The sequence below is a fragment of the Amycolatopsis sp. WAC 01376 genome (assembly GCF_003947415.1).
Classification (GTDB): Bacteria; Actinomycetota; Actinomycetes; order Mycobacteriales; family Pseudonocardiaceae; genus Amycolatopsis.
In genome coordinates, this window is record NZ_QHKL01000007.1 from 88,912 (window position 1) to 106,410 (window position 17,499).

Sequence of the window (17,499 nt, forward strand, 5' to 3'; positions counted from 1 at the left end):
GCCCGCGAGTCGTTAACAATTAAGAGTCCCAATCCCACTCGAATCCGAACCTGCCGGGACCGAAATTCAACGCGACGCCGTGCACGGAGTCTGCGCACGGCAGGACTTCCGTCCATTCCGCGGGCTGTCCGTCCTGTTCGGAACAACGGCGGCATCGAGCCGGGAGCGCACCGGGGGAGAATCGGATCTCGAGCACGTACTCCCGTGCGGGCAGCCGGAATTTGCGTTCGTAGTTCGTCGCGTGCGGGAACGGCGCACTGTTCACCAGCGTATGCTCGGTGATGACGGTTTCGCCTTTCGCGAGCGGCCGTTCGAAGAGTAGTTCCATCACGAGAAGTCCGTCTTCGGGCCGGTGCACGCTCCGGCCGGGGTGGCAGCCCCGCAACGAGGTCACCTCGGGCAACGGCCGGTCGTGTTCGTCGATGTGGACGATCACCACCCACCGGTCCGGGCCGTCGGCTTCGGCGCGGAGCACCTGCTGCGACCGGAACGCGAGTTCCTCCCGGCCGGGGCCGACGGAGACGACGTCATGCTGGCTGATCCTCGTCAGCCGCTCGTCCCACCGGGTGTCGACCTCGCTGACGGCCGCGTCGATCCGCGTCCGGTCCGGCCAGTACCGGCCGATCTCCGGCAGTCCGTCGGCGCGGGCGGGCCACCGGCCCCGTGCCCGCGGCGGGCCGAGCAGCGCGGTCAAGCTGCCGGGCGCCACTTCCAGTACCTGTTCGAGGTGGCGGAGTCCGAGTACCGAATCCCGGCGTTCCGGGCGGCTTCGCCCGGACTGCCAATAGCTGAGCGTCGCCGCCGTGATCGAGACGCCACGAGCGCGCAGGTGGTCGCGCAGGCGTTCCAGGCTGAGGCCGCGCGCCCGGATCGCCTCGCGCAGGGCGTCGGCGAAGGGCCCGTCACGGAGCAACCGCTCTGGCCCGGGCCGGGGATCAGCTCCGCCGGACGTCACGCGACGAGCATAGATCCGTACGGCGGCGAAGTGAACGAGTCGAGACCCTGACCAGGCCGTTAACCGTTAACAGGCGCGTCGAACCGGCGTCGTGAGTCTTCGATGTGGCCGAGGAACCGGTGGGTCCAGTCGCACATCCCGTCGACCGTCGCGCGCAGGCCGCGCCCGGCCTCGGTGAGGGTGTAGTCGACGCGCGGCGGGACGGTCGGATGCACCGTCCGCTCGATCAGGCCGTTGCGCTCCAGCATGCGCAGGTTCTGGGTGAGCATCTTGTGGCTGATGCCCTCGATGTCGTTCCGCAGTTCGGTGAACCGCCGGGTGCGGTCGCCGACCGTCTCGATGATCAGGAGCGCCCACTTGTTGGCGACGTCGGAGAAGATCTCCCGCGCCAGCGAGTCCGCCCGCATCAGATCCGCGTCGTCCGTCGTACCGCTGAGCTGCTTGGTCACCATGAGGTTCCCCAGTCACGAAAAAGTGCGTTCTTCCAGGTCGTCGCACACTCTCCTACAGTTCCTGGGTAACCACAAGTGACCACGAGGAGTACTGATGAGCATCACCCTGGTGAACCCCGCGGGACTGCCGGAAATCCCCGCCTACCGGCAGCTGTCGATCGCGACCGGGTCGAAGCTGGTCTTCATCGCGGGGCAGGTCTCCTGGGACGCCGACGGTGCTGTTGTCGGCGAAGGTGACCTCGCCGCTCAAGTCGAACAGTGCTACCTGAACATCGGCACCGCGCTCGCCGCGGCCGGCGCCACCTTCGACGACGTCGCGAAAATGACCGTCTACGTCGTCGACTGGACGCCGGACAAACTCGCGCTGTTCCTCGAAGGCGTGGACAGGGCCGCCGCCGAACTGGGCGGCACCCCGGTCCCGCCGGGCACCCTGATCGGCGTCGCGGCCCTCGACGTGCCCGAACACCTTGTCGAGGTCGAGGCGACCGCGGTCATCGACTGACACTCACCGGCCGCGCGCGGCGCGCCAGATCGGGCTGTCGACGTAGTGGTTGTCGTACTGCTTCGAGGATGCGGCGATCTCCGAGGGGTCGGCTTCGCCGCGCGCGACCCGGTCGAGGAGCCGGTAGTAGTCGAAGCGGGCCATGCCCGGCGTGAAGGTCACCAGAACGTCGGCGTCCGAGCCGTCGGCGGGCCCGAACGCGTGCGGCACCTTGGGCGGAACGGCGAGAAAGTCGCCCTTTTCCAGCGTGTGCAGGGTTTCTTCGACAAGGACCTGGAGTTTTCCTTCGAGCACGAAGAAGAACTCCGTCGCGCGAGTGTGGAAGTGGGCCGGGGTGCCGAAGACGCCGTCCTTCAAGGTCGCGCGGTTCGCGGTGAAGCCCCCGTCGGTGGTGTCCGAGTCGGCCAGCAGCGTGATCTCGCTGCCCGGCGCGTCGCTGACGATCTCGGCGTCGGCGGCCCGGAGGAGGATGGGGTCGAACATGGTGGCGTCTCCTTGGTTTTCCTGTTCAGCAGGCTCGCTGACAGGAACAGCTTCTCGTGGTGCCAGGCCTTGATCAACGCGGAAAGCCGACCCGATCGATAATGTTGAGGTTATCGATCGAGGCGGTACCTACGGCGCGCCGGGATCGCAGGCCCGTGAGGGGCCCCTTCGCTCGGCTCAGCCGAGGAAACTCGACTTTCGCACCTTCCCCAGCACATGAAGGACCCCATCCTTGCGCCTAGTGTCCTGCGCCGGAAGTTCGCGCCGTAAATCCGTATCGATATCCGGCCGTTTCGCGCCTGGTCCGGGGGCATGAGGTGAAGATGAGGCTCTTGACCGTCCACAAGGGACGACAGTCAAACAACAGTGTCCGTTATGAGCACTTTGGGTGGGGGTCGTGAGTGGTAAGTGTCGTTAGAACGACACTTACCACTCACGACCCCCACCGAAAACCGCACATTTATCCACAAGCCGGACATATCGCCGCCCGAAAGCGTCCCTCATGGACACTCAAGACGGGCAGGCTCCCGTGGCTGGTCCGGAACCTCGCCATGAAGGCATCCTGACTACCTTGAAGTCAGCGAAAGCTCACGGCCTCAGCCGACAGTATCTTCACCGCACTAAACAAGACCACGCCGAATTACCACACGAACTTCCGACTCGGGACACTAGGTACAGGAAGGGGGCCTTCATGTACTTCACGCAGGAGGCGCCGCAGGTACCTAAGGGGAGGCCTCAAAACTTAAGGGTGTCACTGCGTAACCTGCCGGTCCTGGTCGTCGATCGTGGGCACTCGTGGCGACGCAGCAGCGGCGGGTCGAAGACCGGCTCTGGGAGCTGATCGAACCCCTGATCCCGTCCCGGCCAGCGCCGCGCGGTCCGGGTGGGCGGCCCCGGATCGATGACCGTGCCGCGCTAGAGGGGATCTTGTTCGTGCTCGACACCGGCTGCCGCTGGCGAGACCTACCCGAGCAGCTCGGATGCGGGTCCGGGCACACCGCGTGGCGGCGGTTACGTGAGTGGCAGGGGAAGTGATCAGCCATCGGTGGGGCCGCCTCTTCAGAGACGTTCGATGCGGTCGGCCTGCGGGCCCCGGTCGCTGTGACGCACCGTGTACCGGACCCGGTCACCCTTCTGCAGCGGCTCCGACCCCATGATCACGGACACGTGGGCGAAGAGATCGTCGCCGCCTGCGTCCGGGGTGATGAAGCCGAAGCCGCGGTCGCTGTCGTAGCGCGCGACGACGCCCTCGCCGCCTCGTACGGGCACGTCCCGCGCCGCCGGCCCTGCGGCCGCGGCAGGTGCCGACCGCCGCGGCGCCGTCTGGGGCTCGGTGCCCCGGACCAGGTGCACGTCGCGGGCCTGCGGGCCCTTGTCTCCACTAGCCACCTCATAGGCGACACGGTCGCCCTCCGCGAGCCACGTCAGCCCCTCGGCCAGGTCCCGGGCGTGAACGAAGACGTCCCCGGCGCCGGAGTCGGGGTTGATGAAGCCGAAGCCCTTGTCCTCGTCGTACCAGGCCACCGTGCCGTCGGCACCGTCCGCGATACCAGCCGCAGCGGGTGAGCCGGCCCCTGCTCCCAGCGGGATCACGTGCCCGGCCTGCGGGCCGCGCTCGCCTTCGACGATCAGGAAGGCCACCCGCTGCCCCTCGGTGACCACGCCGCCGGTCACGATGGCGGAGCTGTGCACGAAGATGTCGGCGCCGCCGCCGTCCGGCGACGCGAAGCCGTACCCCTTGCCCGGCTCGTACCAGTTGACGGTGCCGAGCAGGCCCACGGCGCTGCCGGTGGCCGCATCGGCGGTGACCCGAACACGCAGCGCCTGGGGCCCGCGGTCGTTCTCGCCGACCTCGAACACGACGGCCTGACCCTCGCGGAGCACTTTCGCGCCGCCGTCCCCGACGATCTCGGAGGCGTGCACGAACACGTCCGGCGAGCCGTCCTCGGGGGCGAGGAAGCCGAAACCCCGTTCGGCGTCGAACCAACGGACGGTCCCTTGCGGCATAAAAGGCTCCAGGTCGAGAGGGCGGGCACTGGCCCCCAGTCTCTCTGACAGACCTCCGGTCCGTCGGGCCGGGGCCCACAGGCGGGCGGTGCGGAGCCAGGGGCGGGCCGTTGGTTCACCTAGCGACACGCCGAGTTTTGAGACCAGGTCCAAGAGGAGGCTCGCTAGAACCCGAATCGCCACTCGCGACCGGTCAGGCGGCGAAGACCTGCGAATCGTCGGCGAACGCCTTGAACTCCAGGGCGTTGCCCGCCGGGTCCAGCAGGAACATCGTCCACTGCTCGCCGGTCTGGCCCTCGAAGCGCACGTAGGGCTCGATGACGAACGAGGTGTCCGCCGCGCGCAGCCGGTCCGCCAGTTTCCGGAATTCCGGCACGGTGAGGATCAGGCCGAAGTGGGGGACGGGCACGTCGTGGCCGTCGACGGGGTTGTGGATCTGACGCGGCCGCTCCGGTGCGAGGTGCGTGACGAACTGGTGGCCGTGGAGATTCCAGTCGATCCAGGTGTCGGAGCTGCGGCCTTGTTCGAGGCCGAGGACATCGCCGTAGAAGGTGCGCGCGGCGGCGAGGTCGTCGACAGGCATGGCGAGGTGGAAGCGCGGGATGGGGGAGTCGAGGACGGTCATACCCAGGGGATCCTTTCCGGCGGACGAACACTTGTCGTAATGTTGACATTAGTACAAGGCGCGGCGAGCCGCTACTATCGGCCGTTCCAATGGGAGGGATGAGGATGAGCGAACCCGGCAGGGTGGTGCCGGCGCGTCGCCGCGGGCTGGCGGACGAGGTGGCCGACAGGGTCCGGGACGCCATCTTCGGAGGCGCCTATCCACCTGGCGCGCAGTTGCGTGAGGTCGAGCTTTCGGCGGCACTCGGCGTCAGTCGCGGTCCGGTGCGCGAAGCGCTGCTCAAACTCGAGCGTGAGGGGCTGGTCCGCAGCGAATGGCATCGCGGCGCGATCGTCACCAGGCTGTCCGATGTGGACGTCGCCGAACTCGACAGCCTGCGGTCGGCGCTGGAGCAGCTGGCGGTTCAGCTGGTCGTCGCGAGGGCGTCGGACGCGGACCTGGCCGCGATCGACGACGTCGTCGATCGGATGGACCGGGCGCGCGACGAGCACGAGATGGTCCGCTGCGACATCGACTTCCACGACGCGGTCTACGCGGCCTCCGGGCATCGGCGGCTCGTCGAGGCGTGGCAGGCGATCCGGTCCCAGGTGTACCTGTTCCTGCTGACCCGGATCGGCGTGAACTCCGACGGCTACCTCGCGAGCATCCCGGCCGAGCACCGTCGGCTGGCGTCCGCTCTTCGTGCCCGCGACGGCGAGAAGGCGCTCGAACTGTTCGCCCTCCACCGCAGCGAGGCTTTCGACGTGCTGACGGGGAAGTGACCGTGCTCAACGTTCGCCTGAACGACCTGGCCGTGCAGGCGCTCGGCCCCTCGGTCGCCGCGATACCGCGAGACCGGCTGGCGTCGGGCCTGCGGGAAATGATCGCCGACGGGGTCGTTCTGACCGGTGAAGTGATCACTCTCGGCGGGATTCCCGGCTGGGCCGGGCGGCCGCCGGGAAGGCAGGCCGACCTGACCGGCTGGGAGTGCTTCGTCAGCAACTTCCATCTCGAAGACCATCTGCCGATCGAGGTGGGAAGCCTGCCCGACGGTGAACCGGTGATCTCCGAAGCGGACCAAGTTCTGATGTTGCGGCACGGCCTGGGGTTCGCGCTCGAGATCGCCAGTGCCGCGCCGGTCCCCGTCCGGTGCGTCGTCGGCGCCAATCGCACGAACGGCACCTTCCGGTTCCATCGTGCCCGGCCAGGGGAGACCTGGCTCCACGAGGACCTCGACGCCTATGGTCAGGAGAAGCTGATCACCGTCGATCGCGGCCCCGCGACCCTGGGTGGGACCCCTTGGTGAACCGACGTGGACGAAATGGCGTTCAAGGTCTTGACGGCAAGGTGGGCCAAGGCTTAACTCAAGCCCTGAAATAAGGCGTGTCCCGGGTCACAGGCTCCGGGCGCGGCTTGGCCACTCACCCCGAGGACCATCGATGCGAATCGGAATGATCGCTCCCGCGCTCGTCCTGGCGCTGGCGGCCGCCGCCACGACGGCATGCGGCGGCGGCGACACGTCGTCCAGTGCTTTCAAGGAGCTCGTGTACTGGGCGTCCAACCAGGGCACCAGTCTCGACAACGACAAGGCAGTCCTGCAGCCCGAACTCGACAAGTTCGAGAAGGCCTCCGGGATCAAGGTCAAGCTCGAAGTCGTCCCGTGGACGGATCTGCTCAACCGGATCCTCGCCGCCACCACCTCCGGCAAGGGACCGGACGTGCTCAACATCGGCAACACCTGGTCGGCCTCGTTGCAGGCGACCGGGGCGTTCCTGCCGTTCGACGACGCCGCGCTGGAGAAGGTCGGCGGCAAGGCGCGGTTCCTCGGCCCGTCGCTGGCGGCCACCGGGGCGAGCGGTCAGCCGCCGGTCGGTGTACCGCTCTACGGCCAGGCGTACGGCCTGTATTACAACAAGAAGCTCTTCGCCGAGGCCGGGATCACCAAGCCGCCCGCCACCTGGGAGGAACTGGTCGAGCACGGCAAGAAGCTCACCAAACCCGACAAGGGCCAGTGGGGGCTCTCGCTCCAGGCGGGTCAGGTCACCGAGAACAGCCATCACGCGGCGATCCTCGGCGCTCAGCAGGGCGCGCAGTTCTTCACTCCTGAGGGCAAGCCGCAGCTGGCTTCGGATCCGTCGGTCGCCGCGGTGCAACAGTTCGTCGACCTGATGCAGAAGGACAAGATCGTCAATCCCGCCAACGCCGAGTACGCCGACACCGCCAAATCCCTCAAGGATCTGTCGGACGGCAAAGCCGCGATGTTCATGAACCAGGCCTCCGCGGGTTCGTTCAAGAACATCGGGATGGACATGGCGAACCTCGGTGTCGCGCCGATCCCGCTGCCCGCCGCCGCGCCGCCGAACGGCCGGAAGGTGACCAGCTTCGTCGCGGGCATCAACATGACGGTCTTCAAGAACACCAAGAATCCGGACGCCGCACTGGACTTCGTGAAGTTCATGGTCTCGGCGCAGGAACAGGCGTTGCTCAACAAGACCTACGGTTCGCTTCCGACCGTCCAGGACGCCTACAGCGACGCGGCGTTCCAGACCGAGGACGTCAAGGTCTTCCAGAACGTGCTCGCGAACTCGGCCGAGCCGATGCCGCAGGTTCCGCAGGAGTCCCAGTTCGAGACCCTGATCGGTACCGCGATGAAGGCGATGTTCGCCGACGTCGCCGCGGGCAAGCCCGTGGACGGAGCCAAGATCCGGGACCAGCTGAACCAGGCGGACCAGCAGATCGCGGCCGGTGGTTGATGCCGACCGCGCTCGACAGCGCCCCGGCCGTGAAGGCGGCCGGGGCGCCCGGACCCCATCGCGTCCGGCGCAAACGCCGCCGGGTCGCGCTGCCGTATCTGCTCCTGCTCCCCGCGATCCTGCTCGAACTGCTCGTCCACGTGATCCCGATGATCGCCGGGCTCGTGATGAGCTTCTTCAAGCTGACGCAGTTCTCCATCCGGGACTTCACGTCCGCCCCGGCGGCGGGACTGGACAACTACGAGTTCGTCCTCGACTTCAACTCCGCGGCGGGGAAAGCGCTGCTCGGTTCGTTCTGGATCAGCGTCCTCTACACCGTCCTCTCGGTCGGGTTCTGCTGGCTCTTCGGCACCTCGGCCGCCGTGCTGATGCAGAAGAACTTCCGCGGACGTGGCCTGCTCCGGACGCTGTTCCTGGTGCCGTACGCGCTGCCGATGTACGCCACCGTGATCACCTGGTCGTTCATGTTCCAGAAGGACACCGGCCTGGTGAACGACCTGCTGGGCACGGATTCGTTCTGGCTCATCGGGGACAACAGCTTCTGGTCGCTGGTGGTGGTGTCCGTCTGGCGGAACTGGCCGTTCGCCTTCCTGATCGTGATGGCCGGGCTGCAGAACATCCCCGGCGAACTGTACGAAGCGGCGGCCATCGACGGCGCGGGCTGGTGGCGCCGGTTCCAGGCGATCACCCAGCCGATGCTGCGGCCGGTCAACCAGGTGCTGCTGCTGGTGTTGTTCCTGTGGACCTTCAACGACTTCAATACGCCGTATGTCCTTTTCGGAGCGTCCGCACCGAAGGAGGCGTCGCTGATCTCGATCCACATCTACCAGAGTTCCTTCGTGACCTGGAACTTCGGCCTCGGCTCGGCGATGTCTGTGCTGTTGCTGTTGTTCCTGCTGATCGTCAGCACCGTCTACTTGGGACTGACCGCGCGGAGGAGGAACGCCGTTGTCTGAGCCTCGCTGGGTCCCTTGGGTCCGCCGATTCGTCCTCGGCTTCCTCGCCTTGTTCACCCTCGTGCCGTTGTACGCGATGGTTTCGTCGTCGCTGAAACCGCTCGGGGACGTGCAAGGCAAGTGGGAGTGGCTTCCGACGACGTTGACCATCCAGCCGTTCTTCGACATCTGGGAGACGATCCCGCTCGCCGAGTACTTCGTGAACAGCCTGGTCATCTCCAGTTCGGCGGCGATCCTCTCGGTGGTGATCGCGATCTTCGCTGCCTACGCGTTGAGCCGTTTCCGGTTCCGGGGCAAGAATTTCTTCAAGATGACCGTGCTCTCCACGCAGATGTTCCCCGGCATCCTGTTCCTGCTGCCGTTGTTCCTCATCTTCGTCAACATCGGCAACACCACCGGCATCGTCCTGTACGGCTCGCGGCTCGGGCTGATCATCACCTACCTGACCTTCTCGCTGCCGTTCGCCATCTGGATGCTCGCCGGCTATATCGACTCGATCCCCAAAGAGCTCGACGAGGCCGCGATGGTCGACGGCACCGGGCCGCTCGGCGCGCTGATCCGGGTGGTCATCCCGGCGGCGATGCCGGGCATCGTGGCGGTGGGGATCTACTCGTTCATGACGGCCTGGGGCGAGGTCCTGTTCGCGTCGGTGATGACCGACTCGGGCACGCGGACCCTCGCCGTCGGGCTCCAGGAGTACTCCACCCAGGTCCAGGTGTACTGGAACCAGGTCATGGCCGCGTCCCTGATCGTCTCCGTCCCGGTCGTCGCCGGATTCCTGCTGCTCCAGCGTTATCTCGTCGCCGGGCTCACCGCCGGTGCCGTGAAATGACCCGCCCGTCGCTCCGTACAGAGAGGTCTGCCTTGAATCTGCACCTGCCCGCCGATTTCCTGTGGGGTGCGGCCACCGCCGCGTACCAGGTCGAGGGCGCCCTCGACGCCGACGGCCGCCTCCCGTCCATCTGGGACGACTTCGTCCGGGTCCCGGGTGCCGTCCTGAACGGCGACACCGCCGACGTCGCGTGCGATCACTATCGGCGCTGGCCGGAGGATCTCGCGATCATGAAGGGCCTCGGCCTGGACGCGTACCGCTTCTCGGTCGCTTGGCCGCGGGTGATCCCGGCCGGCCGCGGCGAGGTCAACGCGCTCGGCCTCGATCATTACGACCGGCTGGTCGACGCGTTGCTGGAAGCCGGGATCCGGCCGTTCGTCACGTTGTTCCACTGGGATCTGCCGTCGGCGTTGCAGGCGGACGGCGGCTGGCCCGAGCGCGACACGGCGTACGCCTACGCGGATTACGCGGCGGTCGTGGCGGCTCGGCTGGGTGACCGGGTGAAGGACTGGAACACCGTCAACGAGCCGCTGTGCTCGGCCTGGCTCGGCTATCTCGAAGGCCGGTTCGCCCCCGGGATCAAGGATCTCAAGCAGGCGATCCACGCGTCGCACCATCTTCTGCTCGCGCACGGTCTCGGGGTGCAGGCGATCACCGCGAACGCCGGCCGGCCCGCCAACGTCGGCCTGGTGGTCAACCTCAGCGGGATCGAGCCCGCGTCGGATTCGACCGCGGACGTCGAGGCGGCGGCGCGGATGGACGGTCACGTCAACCGCTGGTGGCTCGACCCGTCGAACGGGCGTGGTTATCCGGCGGACATGATCGAGGTCTACGGCGTCGAACCGCCGGTGCTCGGGGGCGACCTCGAGGTGATCTCGGCCCCGGTCGGTTTCCACGGGCTGAACTACTACTTCCGCCAGATCGTCGAAGACGCCCCGGACGGTCCGGCGCCCCGCGCACGGCAGGTGCCGGTCGAGGGAGCCGCCACCACCGCGATGGGCTGGGAGATCCACGGGCAGGGCCTCGCGGATCTGATCCATCGGCTCGCCAACGAGTACGGCGCCCGCGCCATCTACGTCACCGAGAGCGGGGCCGCCTTCGACGACAAGGTCGCCGATGACGGTTCGATCGACGACGCCGACCGCATCGCCTACCTGGAAGAACATCTCGGCGCCGTGGCGGGCGCGGCCGAAGCGGGCGCGCCGGTGAAGGGGTACTTCGCGTGGTCGTTGCTCGACAACTTCGAATGGGACAGCGGGTTGAGCAAACGGTTCGGGCTCGTCCGGGTCGACTACGACACCCAGGTGCGCACGGTCAAGGCGAGCGGGCACCGATACGCGGAGATCATCGCCGAACACCGCGGCCGCTGACCTGGTTCGTGTGTCATGAAAGGGTCGTTCAGGACGAATTCTGTCCTGAACGACCCTTTCATGACACGGGCGAGGCTGTCGGAACCGGTTCGTGCGGGCGGATGGACCGAGGGGGCCGGATTCGTCGCGAGGTACGAACGGACGTCCGCCGAAACCTCCTAGGGTCGCCATGAAGAGGCGATCCTAGGAGGCGAAGTATGCGGACAGTCTTGCGTGGCGGTCGTGTCATCGACCCGGCGACGGGCTTCGACGGCACGGCGGACGTGCTGGTGACGGACGGGGTGGTCACCGCCGTGGGGGAGGGCCTGCCTTCGGAAGCGGGCGACACGGAGATCGACGTCACCGGGCTCGTCGTCGGACCGGGTTTCATCGACCTGCACAGCCACGTGCACACCATCGCGGGCCAGCGGCTCCAGGCGATGGACGGCGTGACGACCGCGCTCGATCTCGAAGCCGGGCTGATGCCGATCGAGCGGGCCTACGCCGAGGCCGCCGCGGCGGGACGTCCGCTGCACTACGGGTTCTCCGCGTCCTGGGGTGCGGCGCGGGCGCAAGTGCTGGCCGGGATCGAGCCGGACGCGAATATCGACAGCGGGCTGGCTGTCCTCGGAAACCCGGCCTGGCAACGGACTTCGTCGCCGAAGGAACTGGCGGCCTGGCTGTCCCTTGTGGACGGTGAGCTGGCCGCGGGCGCGCTCGGCGTCGGCGTGCTCCTCGGCTACGCGCCCGACACCGACCCCGCCGAGTTCCTCGCGCTGGCCCGCCTGGCCAAGGAGGCGGGCGCACCGACGTACACCCACGTCCGTGAACTGGTCGAGGTGAACCCGGCGACGCCCATCGACGGTTCGGCGGAGATCGCGATCGTCGCGGCCGAGACCGGGGCGGCGATGCACCACTGTCACGTGAACAGCACGTCCGGCCACCAGATCGAGCGTGTGCTCGCGGCGCTCGAAGCGGGCCGCGCGGCCGGTTCGCGGGTGACCGTCGAGGCCTATCCGTACGGGGCGGGCAGCACCGGGATCGGCGCGGCGTTCCTCTCGCCCGAACGGTTGAAGATGAAGGGCCTGTCCCCGTCCAGTGTGATCATGCTGGAGTCGGGGGAGCGCATCGCCGACGAGGGCCGGCTGCTCCAGGTTCGCGCCGAAGACCCTGGCGCGCCGTGCATCCTCGAGTTCCTCGACGAGAGCAGCGCGCACGACCTCGACCTGCTGCGTCAGGCGCTCGCGTTCCCCGACGCCATCGTCGCCAGCGACGCGCTGCCCGTGTACTGGAAGAACGGAACCAGCGAGAGCACCGAATGGCCGTTGCCGCCCGGTGGCGCGACGCATCCGCGCACGTCCGGGACGTATGCGAAGACGCTGCGTTTGATGGTGCGGGAAAGCAAGGCCTGGACCTGGCTGGAGGCGTTCCGGCGCTGCTCCTATCTGCCGGCGCGTGTGCTCGACGAGGTCGCCCCCGGAGCGCTGACCAAGGGCAGGCTCAACGTGGGCGCCGACGCGGACATCGTCGTGATCGACCCGAACACTGTCACCGACGCGGCGACCTACTTCGACTCGACCAGGCCGTCGGTCGGCGTCCGGCACCTGTTCGTCTCTGGGGTCCCGGTCGTCACCGATGGGAACCTGCGCACGGAAGCCTTCCCCGGCAAGCCGCTGCGCGGTGAGCCGCGATGAGCGACCTGCTCGCCGACATCGAAACCCTGGTCCGCTGCGAGTCGCCGTCATCGGATCACGAGGCGGTGGCCCGCAGCGCCGAGGTGGTGGCCGGATTGGGCCGACGGCTCCTCGGCGTGGAGCCGGAGCGGATCGTCGTCGGCGGCGTCACCCATCTGCGCTGGCGTTTCGGCGGCGGACCGTACCGGGTCCTCCTGCTCGGTCACCACGACACGGTGTGGCCGTACGGTTCGCTGGAGACGCATCCGTTTTCCGTCCGGGACGGCGTGTTGCGCGGCCCCGGATGCTTCGACATGAAGGCGGGCGTCGTGATGGCGCTGCACGCCGCCGCGACCGTGCCCGACCGCGACGGACTGTCCATCCTGGTCACCGGCGACGAGGAGATCGGCTCGCCGTCGTCCCGCGCGCTGATCGAAGAGACCGCGGCGGGTTGCGACGCGGCGTTCGTACTGGAGGCTTCCGCCGACGGCGGCGCGTTGAAGTGCCGCCGTAAAGGCGTTTCCCACTACCGGGTCGAGGTGACCGGCCGGGCCGCGCACGCCGGACTCGAACCGGAAAAGGGGGTCAACGCGGGAATCGAGGTCTCCCACCAGATCCTCGCGGTGGCTGCCCTCGCCGACCCCGGATCGGGGACCAGCGTGACACCCACCGTCGTCTCGGCGGGAACGACCGTCAACACCGTTCCCGCCGCCGCGAGTGTGGCCGTCGACGTCCGCGTGTGGGACGAGGCCGAGCAACTCCGCGTCGACAAGGCCATGCGGGACCTCCGTCCGGTACTGGAGAACGCCGTGGTCGGGGTGACCGGCGGGATCAACCGTCCGCCGCTCGAAGCGGGATCGTCGGCGGGATTGTTCGCGCTGGCCCGGGAACTCGCGGACGAACTCGGTCTCGGGGAACTGAGTTCCGCGTCGGTCGGCGGCGCCTCGGACGGCAACTACACCGCGGGGATGGGCGTTCCCACCCTGGACGGCCTCGTCGCCGTCGGCGGCGGGGCACACGCGGATCACGAGCACGTCGTCGTCGCGGAACTGCCGCGGCGCACCGCTTTGCTGGCCGCGCTCGTGGAAAACGTGCTCGCGAAGCGGGGTCCGTCCGGTGCGACGAATCCCGCGGGTGAATCTGGTACGGCACGACGGTGACTCCACCGCCGAGCCGGGAAAGGATCGTCCCGTGACGAATCTTGCGACGAACGCGGAAAGCCTGGTCACCCGGGAGGTGTGCGACGAAGCCGTCGCCGCCGCGCGGGCCGCGGCCGCGGCTTCGGGCGTCGAAATCCGCGAACTCACCGAAATCGCCGATCTGGCCGCGGTGGTCGGCCTGTTCGAGTCGATCTGGCAGACCGCGCCCGGCGCCCGGCCGGTGAGCACGGAACTGCTGCGGGCGATGTCCTCGGCCGGGAACTACGTCGCGGGCGCTTTCGAACACGGCGAACTGCTGGGGGCCTGTTTCGGTTTCTTCGGGAATCCCGGGAAGGCCAGTCTGCACAGCCACATCGCCGGCGTCGCGAAGGCGGGCGTCGGCCGGGGGATCGGCCACGCGCTCAAACTGCACCAGCGCGGCTGGGCGCTGCTCCAGGACGTCTCGGTGATCACCTGGACCTTCGACCCGCTGGTGCGGCGCAACGCCTACTTCAACCTGGGGAAGCTCGGCGCGCGCCCGATCGGGTACCTGCCCGACTTCTACGGTCCGATGGAGGACAGCATCAACGGTTCGGGCGACACCGACCGGTTGATGGTCGGCTGGGAGCTGGCGAGCCCGGCGGTCCGAGCCGCCACTTTCGGTGAACCCGTCCTGATCGACGCGGAAGCGCTGGGAGCGGCGAAGGCGCTGTCGGTCGACTCCGACGGCGGTCCGAGCATCGGTTCCATCGACGCGCCGACCGTCCTCGTCGCCGTCCCGTCCGATATCGAACGGTTGCGCCGCACCGATCCCGGTCGCGGCAACGCGTGGCGTGTCGCCCTGCGCGAAGTCCTCGGCGGACTGATGGCGGACGACGCCAAGGTCGCCGGTTTCGATCGTGCCGGCTGGTACGTGATCTCGAAGGAGCAGTCGTGAAACTCAGCGGTGTGGAACTGCGCCGGGTCCGGATGCCGCTCGTGGCCCCGTTCCGGACGTCGTTCGGAACGCAGGCCGAACGGGAACTGCTGCTCGTCCGCGCGGTGACGCCGGCGGGCGAGGGCTGGGGCGAATGCGTGGCGATGGAGGCGCCGCTCTACTCGTCGGAGTACAACGACGCCGCCGAGCATGTGCTGCGGAATCACCTGATCCCTGCCCTGCTGGCGGCCGACGACCTGACCGCGTACAAGGTGACGCCGTTGCTGGCGAAGTTCAAGGGTCACCGGATGGCGAAAGGGGCGCTGGAGATGGCGGTCCTCGACGCCGAACTCCGCGCGCACGACCGGTCGTTCGCGGCCGAACTGGGGTCCACTCGCGACTCCGTGGCCTGTGGGGTCTCGGTCGGGATCATGGACTCGATCCCGCAGCTGCTCGACGTCGTCGGCGGCTACCTCGACGAGGGCTACGTCCGGATCAAGCTCAAGATCGAACCCGGCTGGGACGTCGAACCGGTCCGCCGGGTGCGGGAACGCTTCGGTGACGACGTGCTGCTCCAGGTCGACGCGAACACCGCGTACACCCTGGGCGACGCGCCCCTGCTCGCCCGGCTCGACCCGTTCGACCTGCTGCTGATCGAGCAGCCGCTCGAAGAAGAGGACGTGCTCGGGCACGCCGAACTGGCGAAACGCATCCGGACGCCCATCTGCCTCGACGAGTCGATCGTCTCCGCCAGGGCGGCGGCGGACGCGATCAAGCTCGGCGCCTGCCAGATCGTCAACATCAAACCGGGCCGCGTCGGCGGCTACCTAGAAGCCCGCCGGGTGCACGATGTCTGCGCGGCGCACGGGATCGCGGTGTGGTGCGGCGGGATGATCGAGACCGGCCTCGGCCGGGCGGCCAACGTCGCGCTCGCCTCGCTGCCCGGTTTCACGCTGCCGGGTGACACCTCGGCGTCCGGCCGGTTCTACCGCACCGACATCACCGAGCCGTTCGTGCTCGAGGCCGGGCATCTGCCGGTGCCGACCGGTCCCGGCCTCGGCGTGACTCCGATTCCCGAGCTGCTGGACGAGGTCACCGTCGAGAAAGCGTGGACCAGTTCGTAGCGTTCTACGAATTCCGGGGTTAGATTTGGTCGGCTCGGACCAATCGGTTCGGCGAGACCGGGTTTAACTTCGGGGGGTGCTGACACCGGTGCCCAGCAAGCCGCATACGAGCCTGGGGCGCGTCCTCGAAGACCTCGGGGACGTGCTCCTGGAGCCGGTCGCGGTCGGCCGTACCACCCGCAGGCAACTCGGCGGGGTGGTCATCCACGATCCGCACGACGAATCCGACATCCCTGGCGGAGCCGTCGTGCTCGGCGTCGGGGTGCGGGAGCACGACGAGGTCGTCCGCCTTTTGCACGACGTGGGTGCGAGAGGTGCGGCGGCGCTCGTCGTCCGGTCTCCCGTCACCCCGGCGCCGGAACTCCGGCGTGCCGCGGAGACGTCCGGCGTCGCCCTGCTCGGGCTGGCGCGCGGCGCGTCCTGGACGCAGCTCGCCGCCATGCTCAGGACCTTGCTCGCCGAAGAGGACGTCGGCGAGGTCTCGCCGCAGACGCTCGGCGGAATGCCGTCGGGTGATCTGTTCGCCCTCGCCAACGCGATCGCCGCGCTCATCGACGCGCCGGTGACCATCGAGGATCGCAACAACCGCATCCTCGCGTTCTCCGGACGCCAGGACGAAGCGGACCCGTCCCGGGTCGAAACGATCCTCGGCAGGCAGGTGCCGGAGCGGTTCGCCCGCAACCTGGAACGGGACGGCATCTTCGAGAAGCTGTACCGCGACCAGGCGCCCGTGTACGTCGACCCGGAACGCTATGACGGCCACGAGATCGTGATCCCCCGCGTGGCGCTCGCCGTCCGCGCGGGTGACGAGGTGCTCGGGTCGATCTGGGCGGCGGTTCGGGAACCGCTCAGTGACGAGCGGACCCAAGCGCTGATAGACGCCGCGAAGCTGGTCGCGTTGCACATGCTCCGGCTGCGCGCGGGCGCCGACGTCGAACGGCGGCTGCGCGCGGATCTCGTGAGCACGGCGCTCGAAGGCGGCGCCGGGGCACCGGAGGCCATCGCCCGGCTTGGCTTGCTCGGTCAGCCGTCGGTCGTGCTCGCCATGGGTCTGCTCGGCTCGCCCGCGCTCGAGGACGATCTCCGTCTGGTCGCGGACCGCCAGCGGGTCGCCGACGCGCTGGCCATGCACCTGAGCGCCGTCCAGCCTCGTTCGGCCGTCGCGCTCGTAGGCGACGTCGCCTACGGCATCGTGCCGATGCCCGGCGGCCACTCCGACTGTCAGGAACGTTCGGTGCGGGTCGCTTCGACGTTCCTGGAACGCACCGGACGCCGTGCGGCGGCCGCGATCGGCGTCGGGCCGCTCGCGCTCGACGCGTCCGGACTCCACGCCTCCCGTGACGGCGCCGACCGGGCGCTGCGCGTGCTGCTCACCAACGGTGGAGCCAAACGCGTCGCGACCGCCGACGACGTCCACGTCGACGCGCTCATGCTGGATCTGGCCGATCTCGCCGCGGCCAGGGGAGACGTCGCGACAGGACCTGTCGCGCGGTTGCTCGCCTACGACGCCCAGCACCAGTCACAACTGGTGCACACCCTGCGTTGCTGGCTGGACGCCTTCGGGGACATCGGCGCCGCGTCCGCCTCGGCCTACGTCCATCCGAACACCTTCCGCTACCGGCTACGGCGGCTCGCCGAAGTCGGCGAGATCGACCTCGACGACGCGGGGGAGCGGTTCGCCGCGATGCTGCAACTGCGGCTGCTGCCCCACGACGCGCGGACCGGGCCGCCCGGCATCGAAGACTGACGTTGGT

Annotated in this window: 17 protein-coding genes and 2 pseudogenes; 13 read left to right on the plus strand and 6 right to left on the minus strand. The window is 68.4% G+C overall.

What is annotated here, in order from left to right; translation table 11 throughout:
- Positions 1-19 precede the first annotated feature (19 nt).
- Positions 20-955 carry a helix-turn-helix transcriptional regulator gene (locus tag DMH03_RS31005; protein ID WP_125795550.1) on the minus strand — a complete coding sequence of 312 codons (936 nt, stop codon included), beginning with the start codon at positions 953-955 and terminating at the stop codon, positions 20-22.
- 59 nt (positions 956-1,014) lie between these two features.
- The gene (locus DMH03_RS31010) at positions 1,015-1,407 is read right to left on the minus strand and encodes a helix-turn-helix domain-containing protein (protein WP_125795551.1); all 393 of its coding nucleotides are present in this window, start codon (positions 1,405-1,407) and stop codon (positions 1,015-1,017) included.
- A gap of 94 nt (positions 1,408-1,501) precedes the next feature.
- On the opposite strand from DMH03_RS31010, the gene DMH03_RS31015 reads away from it, so the two are divergent.
- A complete protein-coding gene (locus DMH03_RS31015; protein WP_125795552.1) occupies positions 1,502-1,909 on the plus strand; it encodes a RidA family protein in 408 nt (135 codons plus the stop codon).
- Between the two features lie 3 nt (positions 1,910-1,912).
- On the opposite strand, the gene DMH03_RS31020 is transcribed toward DMH03_RS31015, so the two are convergent.
- Positions 1,913-2,392 carry a cupin domain-containing protein gene (locus DMH03_RS31020; protein ID WP_125795553.1) on the minus strand — a complete coding sequence of 160 codons (480 nt, stop codon included), beginning with the start codon at positions 2,390-2,392 and terminating at the stop codon, positions 1,913-1,915.
- Positions 2,393-3,187: 795 nt separating this feature from the next.
- Here DMH03_RS31020 and DMH03_RS31025 point away from each other — a divergent pair.
- Positions 3,188-3,418: pseudogene (locus tag DMH03_RS31025) on the plus strand (transposase); the annotation flags it as partial.
- A gap of 33 nt (positions 3,419-3,451) precedes the next feature.
- On the opposite strand, the gene DMH03_RS42680 reads toward DMH03_RS31025, so the two are convergent.
- The 3 genes and pseudogenes from DMH03_RS42680 to DMH03_RS31035 all read right to left on the minus strand — a co-directional run bounded on the left by DMH03_RS42680 (position 3,452) and on the right by DMH03_RS31035 (position 5,024).
- Positions 3,452-4,171 (minus strand): cold-shock protein, encoded by a 720-nt coding sequence (locus DMH03_RS42680; protein ID WP_370311009.1) that lies wholly within the window; start codon positions 4,169-4,171, stop codon positions 3,452-3,454.
- Positions 4,172-4,201: 30 nt separating this feature from the next.
- Positions 4,202-4,399: pseudogene (locus DMH03_RS42690) on the minus strand (cold-shock protein); the annotation flags it as partial.
- A 193-nt stretch (positions 4,400-4,592) separates the two neighbouring features.
- Positions 4,593-5,024 carry a VOC family protein gene (locus DMH03_RS31035; RefSeq protein ID WP_125795556.1) on the minus strand — a complete coding sequence of 144 codons (432 nt, stop codon included), beginning with the start codon at positions 5,022-5,024 and terminating at the stop codon, positions 4,593-4,595.
- Between the two features lie 104 nt (positions 5,025-5,128).
- Here DMH03_RS31035 and DMH03_RS31040 point away from each other — a divergent pair, with 104 nt between their 5' ends.
- The 11 genes from DMH03_RS31040 to DMH03_RS31090 all read left to right on the plus strand — a co-directional run bounded on the left by DMH03_RS31040 (position 5,129) and on the right by DMH03_RS31090 (position 17,492).
- Positions 5,129-5,785 (plus strand): GntR family transcriptional regulator, encoded by a 657-nt coding sequence (locus DMH03_RS31040; RefSeq protein ID WP_125795557.1) that lies wholly within the window; start codon positions 5,129-5,131, stop codon positions 5,783-5,785.
- Positions 5,786-5,787: 2 nt separating this feature from the next.
- Entirely contained in the window at positions 5,788-6,309 is a 522-nt protein-coding gene (locus DMH03_RS31045; protein WP_233611734.1) for a hypothetical protein, read from the plus strand.
- A 133-nt stretch (positions 6,310-6,442) separates the two neighbouring features.
- Positions 6,443-7,756: a sugar ABC transporter substrate-binding protein gene (locus tag DMH03_RS31050; protein WP_125795558.1), complete on the plus strand. Its 1,314-nt coding sequence runs from the start codon at positions 6,443-6,445 to the stop codon at positions 7,754-7,756.
- The gene (locus tag DMH03_RS31055; RefSeq protein WP_125795559.1) at positions 7,756-8,712 is read left to right on the plus strand and encodes a carbohydrate ABC transporter permease; all 957 of its coding nucleotides are present in this window, start codon (positions 7,756-7,758) and stop codon (positions 8,710-8,712) included. The genes DMH03_RS31050 and DMH03_RS31055 overlap by 1 nt, the downstream gene beginning before the upstream one ends.
- Positions 8,705-9,544 carry a carbohydrate ABC transporter permease gene (locus DMH03_RS31060; RefSeq protein WP_125795560.1) on the plus strand — a complete coding sequence of 280 codons (840 nt, stop codon included), beginning with the start codon at positions 8,705-8,707 and terminating at the stop codon, positions 9,542-9,544. Before DMH03_RS31055 ends, DMH03_RS31060 begins: the two co-directional genes overlap by 8 nt.
- A 32-nt stretch (positions 9,545-9,576) precedes the next feature.
- The gene (locus DMH03_RS31065; protein ID WP_125795561.1) at positions 9,577-10,914 is read left to right on the plus strand and encodes a GH1 family beta-glucosidase; all 1,338 of its coding nucleotides are present in this window, start codon (positions 9,577-9,579) and stop codon (positions 10,912-10,914) included.
- 197 nt (positions 10,915-11,111) lie between these two features.
- Positions 11,112-12,587, plus strand: coding sequence for an amidohydrolase family protein (locus DMH03_RS31070; protein ID WP_125795562.1), 1,476 nt, complete (start codon positions 11,112-11,114; stop codon positions 12,585-12,587).
- Positions 12,584-13,726 (plus strand): M20 family metallopeptidase, encoded by a 1,143-nt coding sequence (locus tag DMH03_RS31075; protein ID WP_199749093.1) that lies wholly within the window; start codon positions 12,584-12,586, stop codon positions 13,724-13,726. Before DMH03_RS31070 ends, DMH03_RS31075 begins: the two co-directional genes overlap by 4 nt.
- Positions 13,727-13,757: 31 nt before the next feature.
- Positions 13,758-14,642, plus strand: coding sequence for a GNAT family N-acetyltransferase (locus tag DMH03_RS31080; RefSeq protein ID WP_125795563.1), 885 nt, complete (start codon positions 13,758-13,760; stop codon positions 14,640-14,642).
- The gene (gene menC / locus DMH03_RS31085) at positions 14,639-15,745 is read left to right on the plus strand and encodes an o-succinylbenzoate synthase (protein WP_125795564.1); all 1,107 of its coding nucleotides are present in this window, start codon (positions 14,639-14,641) and stop codon (positions 15,743-15,745) included. Before DMH03_RS31080 ends, menC begins: the two co-directional genes overlap by 4 nt.
- Before the next feature lie 76 nt (positions 15,746-15,821).
- Positions 15,822-17,492: a CdaR family transcriptional regulator gene (locus tag DMH03_RS31090; protein WP_125795565.1), complete on the plus strand. Its 1,671-nt coding sequence runs from the start codon at positions 15,822-15,824 to the stop codon at positions 17,490-17,492.
- The last annotated feature ends 7 nt before the right edge of the window (positions 17,493-17,499 follow it).

Excerpts from the sequence above, each read along its gene's own strand:
- DMH03_RS31010 (WP_125795551.1), bottom strand. The coding sequence starts at position 1,407 with ATGGTGACCAAGCAGCTCAGCGGTACGACGGACGACGCGGATCTGATG.
- DMH03_RS31015 (WP_125795552.1), top strand. The coding sequence starts at position 1,502 with ATGAGCATCACCCTGGTGAACCCCGCGGGACTGCCGGAAATCCCCGCC.
- DMH03_RS31020 (WP_125795553.1), bottom strand. The coding sequence starts at position 2,392 with ATGTTCGACCCCATCCTCCTCCGGGCCGCCGACGCCGAGATCGTCAGC.
- DMH03_RS31035 (WP_125795556.1), bottom strand. The coding sequence starts at position 5,024 with ATGACCGTCCTCGACTCCCCCATCCCGCGCTTCCACCTCGCCATGCCT.
- DMH03_RS31040 (WP_125795557.1), top strand. The coding sequence starts at position 5,129 with ATGAGCGAACCCGGCAGGGTGGTGCCGGCGCGTCGCCGCGGGCTGGCG.
- DMH03_RS31050 (WP_125795558.1), top strand. The coding sequence starts at position 6,443 with ATGCGAATCGGAATGATCGCTCCCGCGCTCGTCCTGGCGCTGGCGGCC.
- DMH03_RS31055 (WP_125795559.1), top strand. The coding sequence starts at position 7,756 with ATGCCGACCGCGCTCGACAGCGCCCCGGCCGTGAAGGCGGCCGGGGCG.
- DMH03_RS31070 (WP_125795562.1), top strand. The coding sequence starts at position 11,112 with ATGCGGACAGTCTTGCGTGGCGGTCGTGTCATCGACCCGGCGACGGGC.
- DMH03_RS31075 (WP_199749093.1), top strand. The coding sequence starts at position 12,584 with ATGAGCGACCTGCTCGCCGACATCGAAACCCTGGTCCGCTGCGAGTCG.